Origin of the sequence: Domibacillus indicus (assembly GCF_000970685.1) — a bacterium.
Taxonomy (GTDB): domain Bacteria; phylum Bacillota; class Bacilli; order Bacillales; family Domibacillaceae; genus Domibacillus; species Domibacillus indicus.
The window spans coordinates 199,990-219,274 of sequence record NZ_LAJB01000003.1 but is presented as its reverse complement, the minus strand read 5'-3'; the positions used below and the strand labels follow the sequence as shown (position 1 = coordinate 219,274).

21 protein-coding genes are annotated in these 19,285 nt (G+C 44.9%); 12 read left to right on the top strand and 9 right to left on the bottom strand.

The features are described 5' to 3' along the window. The first annotated feature begins 626 nt into the window (after window positions 1-626). Complete coding sequence (hflX, locus tag VP98_RS05435; RefSeq protein WP_046174335.1) at window positions 627-1,895, top strand: GTPase HflX; 1,269 nt, start codon at window positions 627-629, stop codon at window positions 1,893-1,895. Between the two features lie 64 nt (window positions 1,896-1,959). Here the strand turns inward: hflX and VP98_RS18780 are convergent, their stop codons facing one another. From VP98_RS18780 to VP98_RS05415, 3 genes are all read right to left on the bottom strand, one after another. Next, entirely contained in the window at window positions 1,960-2,193 is a 234-nt protein-coding gene (locus VP98_RS18780) for a hypothetical protein (RefSeq protein WP_156151321.1), read from the bottom strand. Between the two features lie 351 nt (window positions 2,194-2,544). Then, complete coding sequence (locus tag VP98_RS05420) at window positions 2,545-3,006, bottom strand: GNAT family N-acetyltransferase (RefSeq protein ID WP_046174332.1); 462 nt, start codon at window positions 3,004-3,006, stop codon at window positions 2,545-2,547. 138 nt (window positions 3,007-3,144) lie between these two features. Then, complete coding sequence (locus tag VP98_RS05415) at window positions 3,145-3,417, bottom strand: hypothetical protein (RefSeq protein ID WP_046174331.1); 273 nt, start codon at window positions 3,415-3,417, stop codon at window positions 3,145-3,147. A 177-nt stretch (window positions 3,418-3,594) separates the two neighbouring features. On the opposite strand from VP98_RS05415, the gene VP98_RS05410 reads away from it, so the two are divergent. Both VP98_RS05410 and VP98_RS05405 read left to right on the top strand, forming a co-directional pair. Beyond that, a complete protein-coding gene (locus tag VP98_RS05410; RefSeq protein WP_046174330.1) occupies window positions 3,595-4,428 on the top strand; it encodes a DUF2268 domain-containing protein in 834 nt (277 codons plus the stop codon). 211 nt (window positions 4,429-4,639) lie between these two features. Further along, window positions 4,640-5,083: an Hsp20/alpha crystallin family protein gene (locus tag VP98_RS05405; RefSeq protein ID WP_046174329.1), complete on the top strand. Its 444-nt coding sequence runs from the start codon at window positions 4,640-4,642 to the stop codon at window positions 5,081-5,083. 65 nt (window positions 5,084-5,148) lie between these two features. Here VP98_RS05405 and VP98_RS05400 read toward each other — a convergent pair whose 3' ends face one another. Beyond that, complete coding sequence (locus VP98_RS05400; protein WP_046174328.1) at window positions 5,149-7,275, bottom strand: MMPL family transporter; 2,127 nt, start codon at window positions 7,273-7,275, stop codon at window positions 5,149-5,151. Window positions 7,276-7,558: 283 nt separating this feature from the next. Here VP98_RS05400 and VP98_RS05395 point away from each other — a divergent pair, with 283 nt between their 5' ends. From VP98_RS05395 to VP98_RS05375, 5 genes are all read left to right on the top strand, one after another. Beyond that, on the top strand, window positions 7,559-7,870 hold the full coding sequence (locus VP98_RS05395) for an antibiotic biosynthesis monooxygenase family protein (protein WP_046174327.1): 312 nt from the start codon (window positions 7,559-7,561) through the stop codon (window positions 7,868-7,870). A gap of 260 nt (window positions 7,871-8,130) precedes the next feature. Next, window positions 8,131-9,081: an ABC transporter permease gene (locus tag VP98_RS05390; RefSeq protein WP_046174326.1), complete on the top strand. Its 951-nt coding sequence runs from the start codon at window positions 8,131-8,133 to the stop codon at window positions 9,079-9,081. Next, entirely contained in the window at window positions 9,074-10,021 is a 948-nt protein-coding gene (locus VP98_RS05385) for an iron chelate uptake ABC transporter family permease subunit (protein WP_046174325.1), read from the top strand. Before VP98_RS05390 ends, VP98_RS05385 begins: the two co-directional genes overlap by 8 nt. Continuing rightward, window positions 10,021-10,779: an iron ABC transporter ATP-binding protein gene (locus VP98_RS05380; protein ID WP_046174324.1), complete on the top strand. Its 759-nt coding sequence runs from the start codon at window positions 10,021-10,023 to the stop codon at window positions 10,777-10,779. Before VP98_RS05385 ends, VP98_RS05380 begins: the two co-directional genes overlap by 1 nt. 17 nt (window positions 10,780-10,796) lie before the next feature. After that, complete coding sequence (locus VP98_RS05375) at window positions 10,797-11,768, top strand: siderophore ABC transporter substrate-binding protein (RefSeq protein WP_046174323.1); 972 nt, start codon at window positions 10,797-10,799, stop codon at window positions 11,766-11,768. A 26-nt stretch (window positions 11,769-11,794) separates the two neighbouring features. Here VP98_RS05375 and VP98_RS05370 read toward each other — a convergent pair whose 3' ends face one another. From VP98_RS05370 to VP98_RS05350, 4 genes are all read right to left on the bottom strand, one after another. Continuing rightward, window positions 11,795-13,228, bottom strand: coding sequence for a sensor histidine kinase (locus VP98_RS05370; protein WP_046174322.1), 1,434 nt, complete (start codon window positions 13,226-13,228; stop codon window positions 11,795-11,797). Continuing rightward, entirely contained in the window at window positions 13,215-13,901 is a 687-nt protein-coding gene (locus VP98_RS05365; protein ID WP_046174321.1) for a response regulator transcription factor, read from the bottom strand. The genes VP98_RS05370 and VP98_RS05365 overlap by 14 nt, the downstream gene beginning before the upstream one ends. A 104-nt stretch (window positions 13,902-14,005) precedes the next feature. After that, a complete protein-coding gene (locus VP98_RS05360) occupies window positions 14,006-14,464 on the bottom strand; it encodes a hypothetical protein (protein ID WP_046174320.1) in 459 nt (152 codons plus the stop codon). Window positions 14,465-15,198: 734 nt separating this feature from the next. Then, the gene (locus VP98_RS05350; protein ID WP_046174318.1) at window positions 15,199-15,813 is read right to left on the bottom strand and encodes a nitroreductase family protein; all 615 of its coding nucleotides are present in this window, start codon (window positions 15,811-15,813) and stop codon (window positions 15,199-15,201) included. Between the two features lie 155 nt (window positions 15,814-15,968). Here VP98_RS05350 and VP98_RS05345 point away from each other — a divergent pair, with 155 nt between their 5' ends. From VP98_RS05345 to VP98_RS05340, 3 genes are all read left to right on the top strand, one after another. Continuing rightward, entirely contained in the window at window positions 15,969-16,283 is a 315-nt protein-coding gene (locus VP98_RS05345; RefSeq protein WP_046174317.1) for a winged helix-turn-helix transcriptional regulator, read from the top strand. A gap of 81 nt (window positions 16,284-16,364) precedes the next feature. Next, window positions 16,365-16,499: a hypothetical protein gene (locus tag VP98_RS19320; RefSeq protein ID WP_269431496.1), complete on the top strand. Its 135-nt coding sequence runs from the start codon at window positions 16,365-16,367 to the stop codon at window positions 16,497-16,499. Window positions 16,500-16,609: 110 nt separating this feature from the next. Next, on the top strand, window positions 16,610-17,521 hold the full coding sequence (locus VP98_RS05340) for a CobW family GTP-binding protein (protein ID WP_046174316.1): 912 nt from the start codon (window positions 16,610-16,612) through the stop codon (window positions 17,519-17,521). A 34-nt stretch (window positions 17,522-17,555) separates the two neighbouring features. On the opposite strand, the gene VP98_RS05335 is transcribed toward VP98_RS05340, so the two are convergent. Further along, complete coding sequence (locus VP98_RS05335; RefSeq protein WP_046174315.1) at window positions 17,556-17,876, bottom strand: thioredoxin family protein; 321 nt, start codon at window positions 17,874-17,876, stop codon at window positions 17,556-17,558. A 214-nt stretch (window positions 17,877-18,090) separates the two neighbouring features. Here VP98_RS05335 and VP98_RS05330 point away from each other — a divergent pair, with 214 nt between their 5' ends. Next, window positions 18,091-19,260 carry an FtsW/RodA/SpoVE family cell cycle protein gene (locus VP98_RS05330; protein ID WP_046174314.1) on the top strand — a complete coding sequence of 390 codons (1,170 nt, stop codon included), beginning with the start codon at window positions 18,091-18,093 and terminating at the stop codon, window positions 19,258-19,260. The last annotated feature ends 25 nt before the right edge of the window (window positions 19,261-19,285 follow it).

The window sequence follows — 19,285 nt, the reverse complement described above, 5'->3', positions numbered from 1 at the left end:
CTTTGCGCTGCCTGTTTCAGCCCGTCCGCTCGTCCTGCGGGAGTCTTCGCCGCCACCCCTCCGTCCGTTCCTTTTCAGAAAAGAAGAGACACTGAAGGAACGATGGCGACTTGTTCCTTATGAAGAAAGAAGAAAATCAAATGTTACTTTACTGTTTTTCCCTCCCGGCAAAGGCGGCAGGCGTGGGGCGTAGACTCCTATGGGACCAGCGGGCAGCTGAGATCGCTGGAGCCGGCAGGCGAAGACGAGCTCAGCGCCTGCCCCATGGAACGCGCAGCCCCGCGAATGCCGCCATTTCTTGCTTGGATCAAGCGCTGTTCTCATACGCTTTTTTGAGAAACAGTATGTAAAATCATTTGTTCAATTATGAAATAAATGACTTTGTCTGTACGCTGAAACGAAGACTGATGTCTTCGTTTTTTTGTTTAACAAGTACCGCAGCGGGTAAAATACAAGTAAGCGTAAATTAAAAATGATTGCAGTACGAGTATTCCCCAAAACGTAAAATTTAATAAAAGAACAGTTATTGGCTGCGTTTGATTTACAGAAAGCCGGCATGCTAAAATAACAGCACGAAAGAAAACCGCAGGCGGAGAGTCTGCGGTTTTTTCATAACGGAGGTTTATATGAACGATACAAAAACAGAACAGTTAAAGGGAATTACCGCTGGTGTTAATACAGACAGCGGCGAGGATTTTTTTTACTCAATGGAAGAATTAAAAAACCTGGCAGAAGCGTGTGGAATTGAAGTGAAGGGCGAGCTTACGCAAAATTTACCGCGCGTTCACCCAGCGCTTTATATGGGAACCGGGAAAGTAGAAGAGTTGAAAAATCTTGTTGAACATATGGAGGCAGACGTCGTTATTTTTGACAGTGAACTGTCGCCGTCGCAAATCCGCAACCTTGAAAAAGACCTTGATTGTGAGGTCATCGACCGGACAATGCTGATTCTGGATATATTCGGCCGCCGGGCAAAAACAAAAGAGGCGCAGCTGCAGGTTGAAATGGCCCGGCTGCAATACATGCTGCCCCGGCTGGTCGGTACGTATGTGGCGCTGGGCAGGCAGGGCGGCGGCTCTGGCTTTAAAAACCGCGGTGCCGGTGAAACGAAGCTTGAGCTCGACCGCCGCAAAATTGAATCAAAGATTGCTTACCTGCGCAAGGAGCTGGCGAAGATTTCTGAGCAGCGGACCGTGCAGCGGAGACAGCGCCAAAAAAATAATGTTCCGGTTGCCGCCCTGGTCGGTTATACCAATGCGGGGAAATCAACAGTCATGAATGCCATGCTCCAGACTTATGGAGGAGGCGGCTCGGAAGTGCTTGAAAAGGATATGCTGTTTGCAACGCTGGATACATCGGTCCGCAGCATTGAACTGCCGGATAAAAAAGAATTTCTGCTTGCCGATACAGTTGGATTTGTTAATAAACTGCCCCATCATCTGGTCAAAGCATTTCGTTCAACTCTCGAGGAAGCAGCAGAAGCGGACGTACTTGTTCATGTAGTCGATGTGTCGAGTCCAGAATTTGAAACCATGATGGATGTGACAGAAAAAACGCTTGCTGATATCGGTGCAAAAGAACTGCCGGTTATCTACGCGTATAATAAAGCGGATCTGGCCGGTGTTGAATATCCGCAGGCAGCGGGCGATTCTGTTTATTTATCCGCTAAAGAACGGATTGGAATAGACCAATTAACCGGGGTGCTGAAGCGCCATTTATTCAGCGATTACGTACGGTGTACGCTGTTGATTCCGTTTGATGAAGGCGAGCTTGTTTCATATTTTAATGAGCACGCAGCCGTTCTTGAAACAAAGTATGAAGAGGATGGAACGAAACTAACCGTTGAATGCCGCCGGAACGATTATGAAAAATACAAATCATTTGTTGTTAAATAAGAGGAGGGCTTACTTCCTCTTTTTATTTTGCCTGGGGAGTTTGTCATCGTCACTTTTTGGCTTTTTACATAAGATAAAAGGAACAAGCCGGGAAGGATGCAGTCCTTTTCAAAGAAAATAATGGTGGATGAATTTGGAAAAAATAAATGAACAGGAGGTGACCAGACCATGCCATTTTATCCTCCGACTCCTGGACCTGAGCCGTATCAAGGGTATCCGGGCTTTTATCCACCTGAACAAGCTTACCCGCCCTATGCGCAGCCGTATCAGCAAGAAGAAGGCTTTTTTCCTCCATCATACGGAGTTCAGCCCTTCACCCCTTACCGCCATTCTGGATTGAGGCAGGAGCCTTATTATTTCCCGGAGAGTTATCCTCCTATGGCGTACGGAAATTACCAGCGCCCCAGCATGTGGTCAAACTTAAATCAAATTTTTGCCCATGCCGGAGAAATATCAAATGGGATTCATACACTAAGGCAGCTGGGATCTATTTTCAATTCTCCCCGCTAAACTTACTTCAAATATAAATTGGTTATTCCCCGCTGCAGCCTGGCATCCGTCTTAAAGGTCTGCATGAAAGCGGGGATTTTGTATGGTAGCAGCCAAAATCAAAGAGTGCCAGGGTAAGGCTTGTATGGAATTGCGCTTCTCACAGCCGTTTAAAAACCGATTCTCTCGAATATTGAAAATGCTGGTTTTGGTAAAACTTTTTGGCCGGCGTGTTATCCGTCCAGTATTCAAGCTCCACCAGGTGGATATTTCTGTTTTTAGCAAAAGAATAAATCCTCTTCATTAAGCCCGAGCCGAACCCTTTCCCTCTATGTGTCTCGATAACGCTTAACTGGTGCACGTATACAGAGGCCAGTGGCTTGCTGAAAGCTGTTTCAGGATAAAGCCTTGTTTCAATCCAGGCGTAGCCGACCGGCTCAAGGCGGTCTTCGGCAACAAAAAAAGCAAAATTATCTGCGTTTATCATGCTTTTAAAAAAAGCTTTTATGATATGAGGCTGATACTCTTTGAAAAAGTCGGGATACAATTTCGCATGTATGTCGTGAACGGACTGGCTTAACTTCGCAATAATTTCATAGTCATGTGTTTGATATATATTCATAATTCCTCCCAATGAGTTAAAGATACCTTTTAAATCATACGCGGCTGAGAAGAAAATATGTAAAAGTACAGGCTGGCACAAAAAGGCCACCATTCAAGGAATGATGGCAATTGTTGAGCTGCATAGCCTGCAATTCTCTTACCAGAACAAAGCAGCGCCTAAAGCAAAGCCGGCGATTGCTGCGAGGGCAATAGGATAGCCAAAGCCGTACCTGTATCCGAAGCCGCCGTATCTATACCCTCCGTAAAAACCGTATCCAAAGCCGCCCGGCCCTCCAGAAGGCATAAGCCAAACGTGCCCTCTCGTTACACGAGTAATTCTTCCTGTATGCACTTTTCCATCATGGCAGGTAATTTTAACCGTTCTTCCAACATGCTGAGAGCAAAGCCGATAAAAGTTTGGTTGAGACATATTCTTCCTCCTTTCGACCGTATTTATACTAGTTTATGCGGAAGCCGAGTTTTTGGATAAGCGAAAAGTCTATGAATATCAATTATTCATATGGAAGGGTTATCTGCTTTCAATTAATAAAAAGAAGAATCGTACATATAAATTGAAAGTCACTGAGTGGAAAAAAGGGGGGAGAGCGTGCCTGTTTTAAACAGCCGGATCTGGCTCCGCCAGTTTATAGAAGAATGTCAAAAAGAAAGAGGCAAAGACTCTTACTTTCTTCAAACTGAAGCATTATGCTCCCCGCTTCAACAAACATTGCCTGACAGCAGCCCGGAAGAGCTTCATTATTTTTTACTTTCATATGGCCTGTTTGAACCAGAAGAATGGAAAGGTATTGAGCGGGTCGTTGACAGGATGGAGAAAAGCGGGCTGTGGGAGCTGGCGGATAAGGAATATCAGCGGTTGAAAAGGAGGTGGGCGGGTCCCGAGGCGGCAGTCATCATTTTTCCGATCCGCCAGGCTCTGTCTGCTGAAAACAAAGTGAAGAAAAATGGAGCAGCTTTCAAAAACACCATTTTTTTATTTGTTTCGCCGGATTTGCCGGAAGAAGAAATAAAGGCGTTATTGGCTCACGAATACAACCATTTATGCCGGCTGGCGTTTTTAAACAAAGAAGAGGCCGGTTTGTGTTTAAAAGACATTCTTGTTCTTGAAGGCCTGGCGGAATTTGCGGTGAAAGAACTATATGGAGAAACGTGGCTCGCTCCATGGTCCCGGCTTTATTCATTTGAGAAAACGTCAAAAATTTGGGAATCGGTTTTCGTTCCGTCCTTATTGATAAAAGAAAAAGAAGCATGCAATGAATTTTTATACGGCAAAGGCAGCCGCCATTTTCCGAAATGGATCGGCTATTGCATCGGCTTTCAAATTGTGGATTCTTTTAATGCCTCCCAGGGTCCTTTAAAAGCAAATGAAATATACCAAAAAACAGCGGATGAATTAATAAAGGGCTCCAGCTTCAGCTGTTGAGTTTTGTAAAAAAAAAGAACCACTCTCTACGAAAAAGTGGTTACATACAATAACAGCAAAGGTATAAGAGGCAGATAGGTTAACAAAGATGAGCGATCTCTTTGTTGCCATTAGTTTATGCAGGGAAAAAACAAAAGGTGCTTTCTAAAAAAATGGTCCTTTCCCCATTTTGGTGCATAGAGTGTTAAAAAGAGCAAGGGAGAGAAAAATAATGGATTTTGATAAAAAGAATCTGCCTGAAATGATTCAAAATTCTTTTCCGGATTTATTGAAAGTGGTGGATTCTTTTTTAGGGGAATCAATTGATCATCTTGAACCGCTTTTCAGCCAGCCGTTTTCAGTGCTCTGTTACGAGACAGGAGCTCATATTGTGGTCGAGGCAGAGCTGCCGGATTGTAAAAAGGACCAGATAGAAATCAAAATGCTGAGAAATGGACAGCTGAAGATCAGTGTAGAACATGCCGTCTCCACTACTGCTGAAAACAACGAGGAAGTGCTTGTTTTCAAAAATCAATCGTTTCAGAAGTATGAAAGAACCGTTGCCCTGCCCTGTACTCCTGGAGCCGGAAAAGCAAAAGCGGCCTTTACAGACGGTCTGCTGAGAATCATTATTCCAAAAGGAAAACAGGAAGAAACAAAAATTGAAATCGAATAAGCAGATCCGAAAAGGTCTTTTTAACAAAACGGCAGCCCTCGTATGAAAGGCTGCTGTTTTGTTTGTTATCGTTTAAACGGCATCCACCAGTTTGCGGCTCCGAGCAGCTTCATTAAGCTTGGCACAAGCAGCAGCCGGACAATTGTGGCATCAAGGGCGATAGCCACGGCAATGCCAATCCCAATCTGCTTTACTGGCACGACACCGGTAAAAGCGAAGGCGCCGGTAATCACAATCATAATTAATGCAGCCGATGTAATAATTTTACTGGTGCTTGAAAGTCCCTCCACGGTTGCGTACGTATTATCACGTGTTTCGAGATAATACTCACGAATGCGGGAAATAAGAAACACTTCATAGTCCATGCTGAGGCCGAACACCAGGCTGAATACAAGCACCGGCAGAATGAGCGATATATCAGCCGGGTCAAGTCCGAGATGGCCGCCTTGAAACAGCCAGACAAGAATGCCAAAAGTAGCTGCCAGGCTGATTATGTTCATTAAAATCGCTTTAAGCGGAATAATAATCGAACGGAAGGCCGCCATTAAAATGAAAAAGGTTGAAATTAAAATAACCGACAGAACAGGAATGACTTTATCAAAAATTTCATCGTACAGCTCCTGGTTAAACTTTGGCTGCCCGCCGAATAAAATTTCCACCGGCCAGCTGTCCGCGCTCCAGCTGCGAACAATGGCCTGCGCTGATTCGGAATCGGCCTCTGCATTAAGTGAAACCGGTATAAGCAGCTTGTTTTCTTTTATAAACGCATCAACAGCCGGCTGCAGCCCGGCGGATGCCTGCGGGTTTTGAAGAGCGGCAGCAAGCTTTGCCGGGTCGGTTTGTCCGCTGATGGAAAACAGTGTTTCCACTTCGCTGACCGCTTTTTCCTGTTTAAACTGGTTTTCTAATTCTTTCATAGCAGCCAGTCCGTCTTCATTCAGCCAGCCATCTTTTCTTTCGGCTACAGCGTAAACGGTTGAAGCCGAATTCTGCATAAATTCCTTCTCAATTTTGTCATACGCTGTTCTCGATTCAAAGGTGACGGGCAGCGAGTCTGCCGCGGGAATAGCCAGGCTCATATTTTTAACAGGAATAATACCAAGACCGAGAATAACGAGTGCGAGCAGGGCAATCAGCGCCGGCCGCTTCATAACAAAGCCGGCAAATCTCCGCCAGCGGCTGGAAGTATCCCGGTTTATGCGGAGAATCCGCCCCTTGTCAATACGGTCACCGAGCAGCTTAAGCATAGCCGGCAGCAAGGTCATAGACGCAATGACGGCAAGAGCAATAACAGTCATCCCGCCGACAGCTACATTTTTAAAAATATCAATGTCGATCAGGAGTACGGAACCGAGCCCGATAAAAACACAAAGAGCAGAAAATAATATAGAGTGGCCTGCTTTTGACTGGGTAATCTGAAGAGCTTGATCAATCGTTCTGCCGCTGGCGCGTTCTTCTTTGTAACGATTAATAAATAAAAGAGAAAAGTCAATCGACAGTGCCAGGCCAAGCATTGGGGCAATGTTCAAAATGAAGATAGCCAGATCAACCGAGTCAGCAATAAACGACAAAATCCCGAACCCGACGACAATCGTAACCCCGCCAATAACCAGCGGCAGGAGCGATGCTGTAACGGTGCCGAGCGCCAGCAGAAGAACAAGAAGAGCAACTGGCAGTCCGATCAGCTCGGCTCGCTTTAGATCGTCCTGGCTCGCCTTGTTGATATCTTTCGAGATGACGGGCCCGCCTGTAAGAGATATGCCCTTCTCTTGTTCAAGAATCGAGCGTACTCTTTGAATAACAGGGTCCATTGAAAGAGAGGCATCATCGAAGTGAACCGCTGCATATGCTATATCCTCTTTGATCCACTCCTTGTTTTGAAGCGGTGAATCAATTGAAGAAGGAGAAACGGCCTCATCGATCTCATTTAAAACCGACTCGATCGTAGACCGGAACTCATCGGCTGAAGCTGTTTTTTCCTTCTCAAACAAAACAAGCAGCGTGTTTTCTGGAAAATGGAATGTATCATGCAGCTCCTGCTGCACAGTCTCATAATCACCATCCGTCCGAAAGCCGTCGCCTTCAAGCTTGGATGGAAGTTTGGTGGCGAAAAAGCCGAATATAACAGCAGCAGCCAGCCATAAAAGTAAAATAAGTTTCCATGATCGAGTGATAAATGGTTGGTTATTCACAGCATTAGCTCCTTTTTTTCTCTATGGTTCTATCATAATCGATAAAGGAGACAGATGAAAAACAAAAAGCCGAATGGTGAATGGATAAAGACGCGGCTCTTGCCGCAACGCCTTTGTGACCCACATCCTGCAGCAAAGAACAAAGGCTAAAAACGCGGCGTCCTGCCGCAACGCCTTTGTGACCCACATCCTGTGGGCCTAAAAAAATGTTGACAATGAAAATCATTATCAATATAATGGAGAGGTGAAAATGATTCTCATTTAAAAAGAAAGGAGCGAGAGTATGTTTGTTGAAATGAAAACCATTACTGTAAAGCCGGGAACATCTCATCTGGTTGTAGAAAACTTCCAGGGGAAAAATGCGATGGCCGATATGGATGGCTTTATTGATAAGCAGATTTACGTTCGGTCGCGCAATAAAGAAGAGGAAAAAGTAATCATTGTGATTCGCTGGGAATCAGAAGAAACGTACAAGGCGTGGAAAAAAAGCCCGATCCATGTTGCGGGACACCGGGAAAAACGCGAAAAACCTGAATACATTATTGATTTCGCCAATGAAACATTCACAGAAGTTTCATCATCTGCAATTGTTTAACTGGCCATGTCCCCTTGCAACAGCGAGTTCTTTCCTTTACAATAAAGTAGAAAAGCTGCTAGAGAAGAAGTGATTCATGGCTCAATGAGCTATTGAAGCAGAAGCTTTTTCATATATTTACGGACAACCGGTTTGCGTTCGTCTTAAGGTATTGTAAAGGGATGCTGATTCTTAATTAGCATTTAAATTTTTGTGCTCAATTGAGAATGAATCTCTCTATCACTGTTTGAACAGCAGCAATATAAAGGTTAGGACATATTATGAAAAAACGTTACTTGGTTCTACTGCTCATTGCGTTATCTTTTGCATCTTTATTTGTCGGCGTGACCGATATTTCGCCGCTTGATTTGTTCCGGTTTGATGACCACCAAACACAAATCTTCTGGCAGAGCCGGATTCCGCGGCTGATCAGTATTTTAATTGCCGGCGTAACACTCAGCATCAGCGGTTTTATTATGCAGCAGCTGAGCCGTAACAAATTCGTTTCTCCCACAACGGCTGGAACGATGGATTCGGCCCGGTTCGGCATTTTGATCGCGCTTATTGTGTTTACATCCGCCAGTCCATTGGAAAAAATGATAGTGGCGTTTGTTTTCTCGCTTGCCGGCACGTTTTTGTTTATGAATATCCTCGACCGGATTAAAATGAAAGATCCCATTTTTATACCGCTTGTCGGGTTGATGTTTGGAAACATTATCAGCTCGATCACAACGTTTTTTGCGTATAAGCATGATTTAATTCAAAACATGTCGGCCTGGCTGCAAGGAGATTTTTCCATGATTACAGCAGGACGCTATGAAATGCTTTACATCAGTATTCCACTCGTTGTGGTTGCATACATATTTGCTGACCGGTTTACCATTGCCGGCCTTGGCGAAGACTTTGCGAAGAACCTTGGCTTAAATTATAAGCAGGCTGTGAATGTCGGGCTGATTATCGTGGCATTATCCACTACGCTGGTTGTGCTCACAGTAGGGCTTATCCCCTTTCTCGGTCTTGTCGTGCCGAATATTGTTTCTATTTACCGGGGGGATAATTTAAAAAACAGCTTGTCTGATACAGCATTGCTTGGCGCGGTCTTTATTTTATTCTGCGATATTCTCGGGCGAATCATCATTTTCCCTTATGAAATTCCAATCGGTTTAACGGTCGGTGTCATAGGGAGCGGGATTTTTATTTACTTGCTGATGAGGAGACGGGATTATGCGTGAGAAAAGCAAACTGATCATATTAATTGTACTGGCGGCCGCCTTCATTGCCGGATATATGTTTATCGAGCTTGGTCCGAACTGGGACTATGCTCTGCCAAGGCGTGCCGAAAAAATAGCGGCAATCTGCTTAACGGGTACGGTCATTGCCGTTGCGACGCTCCTGTTTCAAACTGTTACGAATAACCGGATTTTAACTCCGAGCATTATCGGGCTTGACTCGCTTTACATGCTTGTGCAGACAACGCTTGTATTTTTCCTCGGCTCCACCAGCCTGACCGTTATGAACAAGCAGGTAAACTTTGCGATATCCATTGGCTTTATGGTTGTTTTCGCGCTTATTTTATACCGGCTCCTGTTCCGGCGGGAAGGGCAGAGCATTTACTTTCTGCTGCTGCTTGGATTGATTTTCGGTACGTTTTTCGGAAGCTTTACATCGTTCATGCAGGTGCTGATTGACCCGAATGAGTTTCAAATTATCCAGGACCGGATGTTTGCGAGCTTTAACAATATTCAAACAGAAGTGCTGATTATGGCGGCAATCATTACAGCGGCGGCGCTTCTATATTTGATGAAATTTGTAAAGTACCTGGATGTACTTTCGCTTGGAAAAGAAACAGCCATTAATCTTGGCGTAGATTACGATTACACAGTCAAGCGGCTGCTTGTTATCATTTCCATTTTAATTTCAGTTGCGACTGCGCTTGTCGGCCCGATTACCTTTCTTGGCCTGCTTGTTGTGAATGTTGCCTATGAAATGTTTAAAACATATAAGCACTCTGTATTGATTTTTGCTTCAGCGCTTGTGTCAGTTGTCGCACTGGCAGGCGGCCAAATACTCGTTGAGCATGTTTTTACGTTTTCAACGCAGCTCAGTGTCATTATTAACTTTGTCGGCGGTGTTTACTTTATATACTTATTGTTAAGGGAGAGTAAAAAATAATGGTAGAAGTGCAGTCCATCTCAAAATCATACGGATTAAAAGCAGTTGTTGATAATGTCTCGGTGAATATTCAAAAGAGCAAAATCACGTCGTTTATCGGTCCAAATGGTGCCGGGAAAAGTACACTTTTGTCCATTATCAGCCGCCTGATGAGTGCGGACACAGGAGAAGTGTTAATTGACGGGCAAAAAATTAAAGAAACGAAAAACCGGGATCTGGCAAAAAAGATTGCCATTTTAAAACAATCCAATCATTTAAGCCTGCGTCTGTCGGTTCGTGACCTTGTTTCATTTGGCCGCTTTCCTTACTCACAGGGAAAGCTGACAAAAGAAGACCAGGTTTACATAGATGAAGCGATTCGCTATATGGAGCTTGAAGATTTGCAGGACCGCTACCTGGACCAGCTGTCGGGCGGCCAAAAGCAGCGTGCTTTTATCGCCATGACGATTGCGCAGGATACAGAGTACATTTTACTTGATGAGCCGCTTAACAATTTGGATATGAAGCATTCTGTCCAAATTATGAAAGTGCTGCGCAAACTTGCTGACGACCTGGGCAAAACAATTTTAATTGTTATCCACGATATTAATTTTGCTTCTGTTTACTCTGACTACATCGTTGCCCTGAAAGACGGGAAAATTGAGGCGCAGGGAACAGTCAATGAAATCATTACCAGCCTGACATTAAAGCAGGTGTATGGAATGGACATGTCCATTCAAGAAATCAATAATCAAAAAATATGCGTATATTTCAGCTGATAAAAGGAGAAGAAATGATGAAAAAACATTTATTATTCGTAATCATGGCGTTATTTGCAATGATCGCAGCAGCATGCGGTTCATCATCTACAGCCAGTGAAGACAGTGCAGCAGAACCGGCGGAAAGCAAGGAAAAGCCGGCGGAAGTAACAGTGAAGCATGAGCTTGGCGAAACAACGGTACCGGTCAACCCGGAAAAAGTAGTTGTTTTTGATTTCGGTACGCTGGATACAATGGCGGAGCTTGGCATTGAGCCGGTTGCTCTTCCAAAAGAAAATATTCCGGACTATTTATCACAATTTGAAGATGAAAAGTATGAAAATGCAGGAAGCTTAAAAGAGCCGGATTTTGAAAAAATCAATGAATTGGCTCCGGACTTAATCATTATTTCAGGCCGTCAAATGGATTTGTATGATCAATTTGCGGAAATTGCGCCAACGATTTATCTTGGTGTAGATACAGCAAACTACATGGAGTCATTCAAGAAAAACGCAACAACAGTCGGCCAGGTTTTTGATAAAGAAGCAGAAGTAGAAGAAAAATTGGCAGCAATTGATGAAAAGATCGCGGCGCTAAACGAAAAAGCTTCATCAATGGAGAAAAATGGTCTTGTTATTTTAGCGAACGAAGGCAAAATCAGTGCATACGGACCGGCTTCACGCTTTGGGATTATTCATGATGTATTCGGCGTAAAAGCAGTTGATGAAAACCTTGAAGTATCTACACACGGACAAAGCATTTCATTTGAGTACCTTGTTGAAAAAGACCCGGATTACTTGTTTGTTGTGGACCGCGGCGCGGTAGTAGCACAGGGTGAAGGAGAATCTTCTGTAAAACAAGTAGTAGAAAACGATCTTGTAAAAGGCACAAAAGCGGTTAAAAATGACAATGTTATTTATCTAGATCCAAATGTTTGGTACTTGTCAGGCGGCGGACTTCAATCTGTGCTTGCTCAAGCAGAAGAAATTGAAAAAGGAATTGCTGAATAAAAAAAACAGGACTGATGCCGAAAGCATCAGTCCTGTTTTTTTATTTTTAAGGTAAACGTTGTGCCGAGTGGAGACGTTTCTTTTAGTTCTAAATCGCCTTCCATCGCCCGGGCAAGCAGCTGGCTGAATGGCAGCCCCAGGCCAAGGCCGCGGACTTTGTACTTTTTGTTTTCTCCCCGGTAAAAGCGTTCAAAAATCAAGGTTTTTTCTGATTCTGGTATCCCGATTCCCGTATCTGCTACATCAATCAACGCATGGGAATCTTCATTTCGGACAGTTACGGTCATCCGGCCTTTGCTTTCAATTGCGTGAGCGGCGTTATTCAAAAGATTCATCATAATTTGCCGGAACCGGTCTGGATCGGTCAGTACGATCAATTCTCGTTCAAACGCCTGGAAACAAACGGGAATGTCATCGGGATTACGTGCCAGGTCCCAGTCGTGGACAATCGTGCGTGTCAGCTCATTTAACTCATGAGGAGCAGTTGAAACGGGCAGTGCATTGGCTGCAAACGTATTAAATTCCAGTAAATCGTTAATCATCGTTTTCATTCGTTCTGTTTCATTCAAAGAAATCGTAATGAATTCTTTTGCTTCCTCGCCTGACACCACATCATCCTTTACTGCCTGAAGCAGGCCGCTGATAGAGGTGACCGGTGTTTTCAGCTCATGAGTGACACCCGCTAAAAGTTCAGCACGGATAGATTCAAGCTGCTCCAGCCGCACTGCCATATCATTAAATGAGGTCACCAGGTCGTACACTTCCTGCTCTTTCGCCCGCGATGGAATAAGAGAAACACTGTAATTGCCGTTTCGTATCTCTTTTGCGGCTGCTGCGGCAGCGCTGATCGGCCGGGAAAGGCGCCGGGATAAAATATAAATGGCTGCCCAGCCAAGCAGGCCGCTTCCGAGAATAAGCAGGGCAAGCAGACGATACTCATCATTAAGGTCGGCGAATTCATCTTCCGGCTGAAGCATGACAACCCAGCCAAATATTACATCATCAACGATAATGGGCTTTTTTATTAAGTAAACAAGAGTACCGCTATTCAAGCCGGAAAAGGTCTGAACATCACTGTTTTTTTCCAGTACGGCAGAAGGGAAAGAGCTCTCGGTGTATAAATCCTGATCGCCGGAAGATAAAATATTGCCTCCTGCGTCTGTAATAAAAATAGAAGGGGGAGACTCCATTTTCATAAGCTCGTCCCGCGCCTCAAGCATATCCTGGTCCAGGTAAGCGGACTCGGTACGGCCGTTTTCATCCTGCTGGCTTCCGGCAATTCGGCCGGCCAATTCGGCAGCTAAAAACTCTGACACATCCAGCCGGTTCTCAAGTGTGGTGTGCCGGATCCAGACAACGGAAAGCAGGGCAAGCACAAGCAGGCCCACCGCCAGTGTAACCGCATAGCGGGTTGTCCAGTAGCGAAGCAGTGAAATGCGCCTTGTTTTACTCTTCAACAACAAATTGATACCCCAATCCGCGCAATGTTTTAATCTCCCCTTCAGCTGATGGCCATTTGACAAGCGCTTTACGTATTCGTTTTACTGATAAATCAACAGCCCGGTCGCTTCCATCGTAATCCTGCCCCCACACTTCATCGAGCAGCTGGTCGCGGGTAAAGGTTCGGTTAGGCGAGGAAGCCAGAAATAACAGAAGAGATAAGTCGCGGGGCGTCAGAGTGATTTCTTTCCCGCCCAGTGTAATCCGGTGGGCAGTAAAATCAATCGTCAGACTGCCATAATGGCTGACCCTCTCACTGGCCTGCTGCGGTTCTTCTGAGCGGCGCAGCACGGCCCGAACGCGTGCAACAACCTCGTCGGCAATAAAAGGCTTTGAAATATAATCATCAGCGCCGCCGTTTAATCCATCCAGCCGGTAATTCACATCATTAAGGGCGGTGAGCATAATAACCGGACAGCGGCCGGCTGACCGGATTTCCTTTAAAACAGCCCAGCCGTCCTTGCCGGGCATCATCACATCAAGCAGAACGAGGGAAGGGGATTCCCGGTGGAATTTTTCAATCGCTTCCGTGCCGGTAAATGCCTGAACTACTCCGAAGCCGGCTTTAGCCAGATACACTTTTAATACCTGGCTGATTGCCGGTTCGTCCTCTGCAATTAAAATGGTCTGCATAACATACTTCCTTTCCCTTCAGCTGCGTTTTTCGCACTTCCAGCTGACTGTTATATTATATAAAAAAATAGGTTCGACAAAAAACCGGCCTGACCCGGCCGGTTTTAGTAAAATCCATTTAGCTGTTCACCCGCTGCAGGGTTTATTTCGGAAATGGCAGCAATAATATCCTTTGTACGCTGCCCGTCCGTTTGGATGCCAAAATAATCAGCTACGGTATGTACATGCGCTTCGTGCGTTTTTTTCACCTCAAGACGAAGGGCTTTTTCTTCCTTCCCAGCCGTTTCGATGCCAAGCGCTGCTGCTTGATTTTGCAGCTTTGCCAGCCTTACTTTTCTGGCTGCTGTCTCCAGGTCATCGCCTTCAATATGAATGCCGAGCGCCGCTGCCTGTTCGGCAATTACGTCAGCAAAATTTTTTGTTCCGGATCGTGTAACAGGCAGGGCCGCCTGTTCTTTAATAAGCTGCGGGGAAGCGGCTTGAACTGGAGAAGAGGAAACACCGCTTAAAATCGTAATCGATAGAGCGCCGGTCATAACATATGACATTGTTTTCTTCTTCATAATTCTTCCTCCTGTGTATTCCTTTACTAGATGATTTCATTTTACCCGAGAATTATGTCAGGTACATGTCAATTTGATAAATTTTTTAATTTTTTTTGCTTGCTGCTATGAATAACTTTCTGGCGGTTGGTTTGCTTTCTTATATTTACTCCAAAGGTACCAGCGATTTTTAAGCTGTAAAACAGGAAAGCTCCACCATTGAGGAGGGGACTTGTGCTTATTTTAAAAAACACGGCTTTCCAGTTGGGAAAAGTCTGCGCTTCACTCTGTTGAAATAAGATACTGTCTATATCTCCTTTAGATTAAATTCAACCTATTTGTGAACGTCCAGGCCTTCAGCAAGACGGAGAGCGCACCGGGCTTAGCCCAGGCGTAGAAAAGGCGGCATTTGCGCGGCAAAGCCGGACCTCACCTGTCTGCCAGTTCCGCAGAAGTCTGCGCCTTGCACCTGTCGCCCCTGGCGGGGAGGGAAATTCAGCTGGTAACGCCCGGTTGATTTTCTTTTCTGAATGAGAAAGAGAAGAACGCATATGCTTTTTCACTCCTGCTTTTTTAAAAACACAAAGGGCAGACTGCAGCCCCTGACACTGCTTTTAGAAGATAGTGCATAAAAAGAAGACAATTTTAGTTCAAAAACGGAATATCTTCTTGACGACTCTCTTTTTTGACAGAATGAAAGCGCGGGCTTTCCGGTTAGGAAAAGCCCGCGCTTCTTTGGTAAACGGGAATATGGATTACTTGTAAATTTTCACGCGGTCTTCGAGCGGCGCAAATTCTTTATCGCCGGCTGGCGCTGCTGGCTTGCCGAACGGCATCTGGGCAATCAGCTTCCAGTCTTCCGGAATGTTCCATTCAGCCGCTGCCTTTTCATCAATCAGCGGGTTATAGTGCTGAAGCGTAGCGCCAAATCCTTCTGTTTCAAGCGCTGTCCAGATGGTAAATTGAAGCATTCCTGAAGACTGATTGGACCAGACTGGGAAATTTTCCGCATAAAGGGGAAACTGCTCCTGCAGGCTGCGGACAATCGATTGATCCTCAAAAAACAGCAGGGTTCCATATCCAGCCTGAAATGAATCCATTTTTTCCTGTGTAGAAGCAAAGCTTTCTTCCGGAACAATGGCTTTTAAGGTTTCGGTTGTAATGTCCCATAGCCTGTCATGCTGTTCTCCAAGAAGAACGACCACACGGCCACTCTGGGAATTAAATGAAGTTGGCACATGCTTAACAGCAAATTCCACGATCTCTTGAATTCTTTCGTCAGAAGCCACAGGGTCTTTTGAAATGGCATAATAAGAACGGCGGTTTTCAACAGCTGTGTAAAAATCTGCTTTTGTAGAAATATTTGACATTAACAGTACCTCGTTTCATTTTATTTGTGTTACCTTTCGAAACCTAATATAAAAAAACGTTTTTAATAAGTCAAGTAACTATGTTTTAAAAAGTGGAAAGATGTTAATCTTAAAAAAAATGGTGTATACTAGGAATACAAAAGAGGTGAAGGAGTATGGAGCTTTGTCCAAGAGTAGAAAAAGCGATGCAGCTTTTAGGGAAACGGTGGACAGGCCTTGTTATTAAACAGCTTTTAAATGGACCACAGCGCTTTTCTGAAATTAAAGCCGGGTTTCCGATCAGCGGCAAGCTGCTTACAGAGCGGCTGAAAGAGCTGGAGGAAGAAGGAATTGTGACAAGAAAAGTATACGCAGAAGTGCCCGTACGGGTTGAATATACATTAACTGAAAAAGGCCGGGCGCTTAAAGCGGTAATTAACGAAATTGAGCATTGGGCCCATGATTGGGTGGAAGTTGAGGAACATGTGTGAAAATTAAGGCTTTTGTATCGGTTTAGCAGGCTGTGCACCGGGAAAGGGACGGGTAGATATCTTGATTAAAGGAGAAACACAATGTCCCAGGAACAGCAGGCATTGCTTGAAGCCATGCAGGAAATGCACGCGCATGGTGAACAGCGGGATACAAACTTAGAGGCCCTTATGATGCTTATTGCCGAAAAATTAGCAGCGGTTATGAAACTTACGTAAAGCGGGAGCTGACCCTCCTGCTTTTTTTTATGGCAAAAACAATAGAAACAGGTAAAATATAAAGCAGGAAATAAATCGGAACTATTATGTTTTAAGAAAGGCAGGAAAAAATGAAAACAGAGCTTTATATTATTGGCGGTTTTCTCGGAAGCGGAAAAACGACTTTATTGCTTCAACTATTAGAGCAGGAAAAGGCGGCAGGAAGAAAAGCAGCGGTCCTGATGAATGAAATTGGCTCCCTCTCAGTTGATTCAGCTGTACTCGGGGATCAGACGACAGTACGTGATATGCTGAATGGATGCATTTGCTGCACAATTAAGGATGAAATAGAAGTAGAGCTGCTGACGCTTTACCGCGAGCACCGTCCAGATGTTATTTATATTGAAACGACCGGCGCTGCACATCCTATGGAAGTGCTGGACGCCTGCACCTCTCCTCTTATTTCCATGCAGCTGGATGTAAAAGGGATTATTACGCTTGTAGATTCTGTCCGCTGGCTGGAGCGGGACCGGCTGCCCATTGCCCATCGGAAGCTGATGGAAGACCAGGCGCGCTGGAGTGATACAGCAGCGCTCACAAAAACAGACCTTGTAACCAAAGAACAAGCGGAGCAGGTAAAACGGGAAATTCGCTCATTAAATAAAAATGTGGATCTGCGGGTTATGACATTTGGCCAGATGGAAGGCGGCATTACATTCGGCGGAGGATCAGCAGGAGGCGAAACTCATCATGCCCGCCACCACCTGCATATTCGAACCTTTGCTTATGAATTTGTAAATCATGTGCCTCGTGCCGCTTTTATCAAATGGGCAGAGCAGCTTTCGGATTCTGTGCTGAGAATGAAAGGATTTGTAAAATTCGAAGATTCAGGTGAACGGCCTGAGCTGTTTCAATATGCATACGGTGTGCCGTTTTTTCAGCCGCAGCCGATGAAGAGGCCGGCCGTTATGGTTGTGATCGGAGACGGACTGGACGAGGAAATGCTCAAGCAGCAGTTAAATAAGCTGGAAGGGATTTTTTAAAAGCCGTCCGCCTTTTGGCGGACGGCTTTTTGTATTAAACGGGAAGGCTGCTCAAGTAGTCGCGTACTTCTTCGGGAGATTTCGCATTGGCACTGTGCAGATGCGCCAGTTTTTCGCCATTTTGGAATAACAGCAGGCTCGGGATCCCCATCACATCATATTTTTGCGCTGCATCGGGAAAGTCATCGCGGTTTAATTCAAACCAGCGGTATTGTCCGTAGTCCGCAATAATATCATCAATAAACATATCCATTCTTGTACAATCCGGACACCAGCCGGCAAAGAATTTAATGATAGCCGGCTCGCTTCCGGCAATAATCTCTTCTAATTGTTCGTTTGTTTTGATTGCTTCCATTAAAAACTTCCTTTCCTGTTTCGCAATTATGGTAATAGGCTCCTTGTAAAACCCGGCAAAGCCGGAAATAAAAGAAGAAGCGGGATATCCTGTTCAAGTTATTCTACCATGGTCCTGCGGAGATTTCTTGTTTCTGAATCGTTTGACTGTTGTACAATAAGACAATAACGTTATAATAAGAATTGGTCTATTTTTAGTAGAAAGAGGAATTAACATGAATTCTCAACAACAATCAAGCCGAATTGACTACGGGTTGATTTTAATCTTGCTTATGCTGTTTGTTGTCAGCTGTGCGGCGATTTACAGTGCGCAGACGACCGGTCAATATGATACGAACTTCGTGGTCCGGCAGATTGTCTGGTACGCAGTCGGAATAGGAATTATTGCTTTATTTATCCGTGTCGATTCTGATCAGTTTCATAGCATGGCCTGGTATTTATATGGATTTGGCCTTTTGCTGCTTATCTTTTTAATCGTCGCGCCGTCCTCTATCGCCCCGACAATCAATGGGGCCAAAAACTGGTTCGTGCTCCCGGGAATCGGGTCGATCCAGCCATCGGAATTTATGAAGGTTTTTTTAATTTTAACTTTATCACGTGTAATGGTGAATCATCATTCTAAAAATCCAATTAAAACCATTCGGAGCGACTGGATGCTTCTGCTGAAGCTGGGTGCCATTACGGCCATTCCGCTTGCTCTGGTCATCCGGCAGGACCTTGGAACCTCACTTGTTCTTATTTCCATCCTGCTTGGCATGATTTTTGTTTCAGGTATTACATGGAAAATCCTGCTTCCGCTTTTCAGCGGGGCCGCCGCCCTCATTGCATTTGTTTTTTATATGGTGCTCTGGCAGCCGGCGGTTTTAGAAAAATATCTCGGGGTCAGGCAGTATCAGTTTGACCGTATTTATTCGTGGCTTGACCCGTATAACTATGAAAGCTCAATCGGCTTTCACCTGACCCGGTCGCTGCTTGCAATTGGCTCCGGCCAGACGATGGGCAAAGGCTTTGGCTACCGGGAGGTTTACCTGCCGGAGAGCCATACCGACTTTATTTTCAGCGTTATCGGAGAAGAGTATGGGTTTATTGGTGCTTCGATCGTCGTAAGTCTTTTTTTCGTGCTAATCTACCACATTACAAAACTAGGATTAAATACAAATACTCCCTATTATTCTTACATGTGTGCGGGAGTTATTGCGATGATTACCTTCCATGCTTTTCAAAATATCGGTATGACAATCGGCCTGCTGCCGATCACCGGAATTCCACTGCCTTTTATCAGCTACGGAGGCAGTGCCATGATGGGAAATATGCTGGCGCTGGCGCTTATTTTTTCCATCACATACAATGAACGCCACTATATGTTTTCCTCTGACCAATCGTAACCCGCTCAAGCAGCGGGTTTTTTTA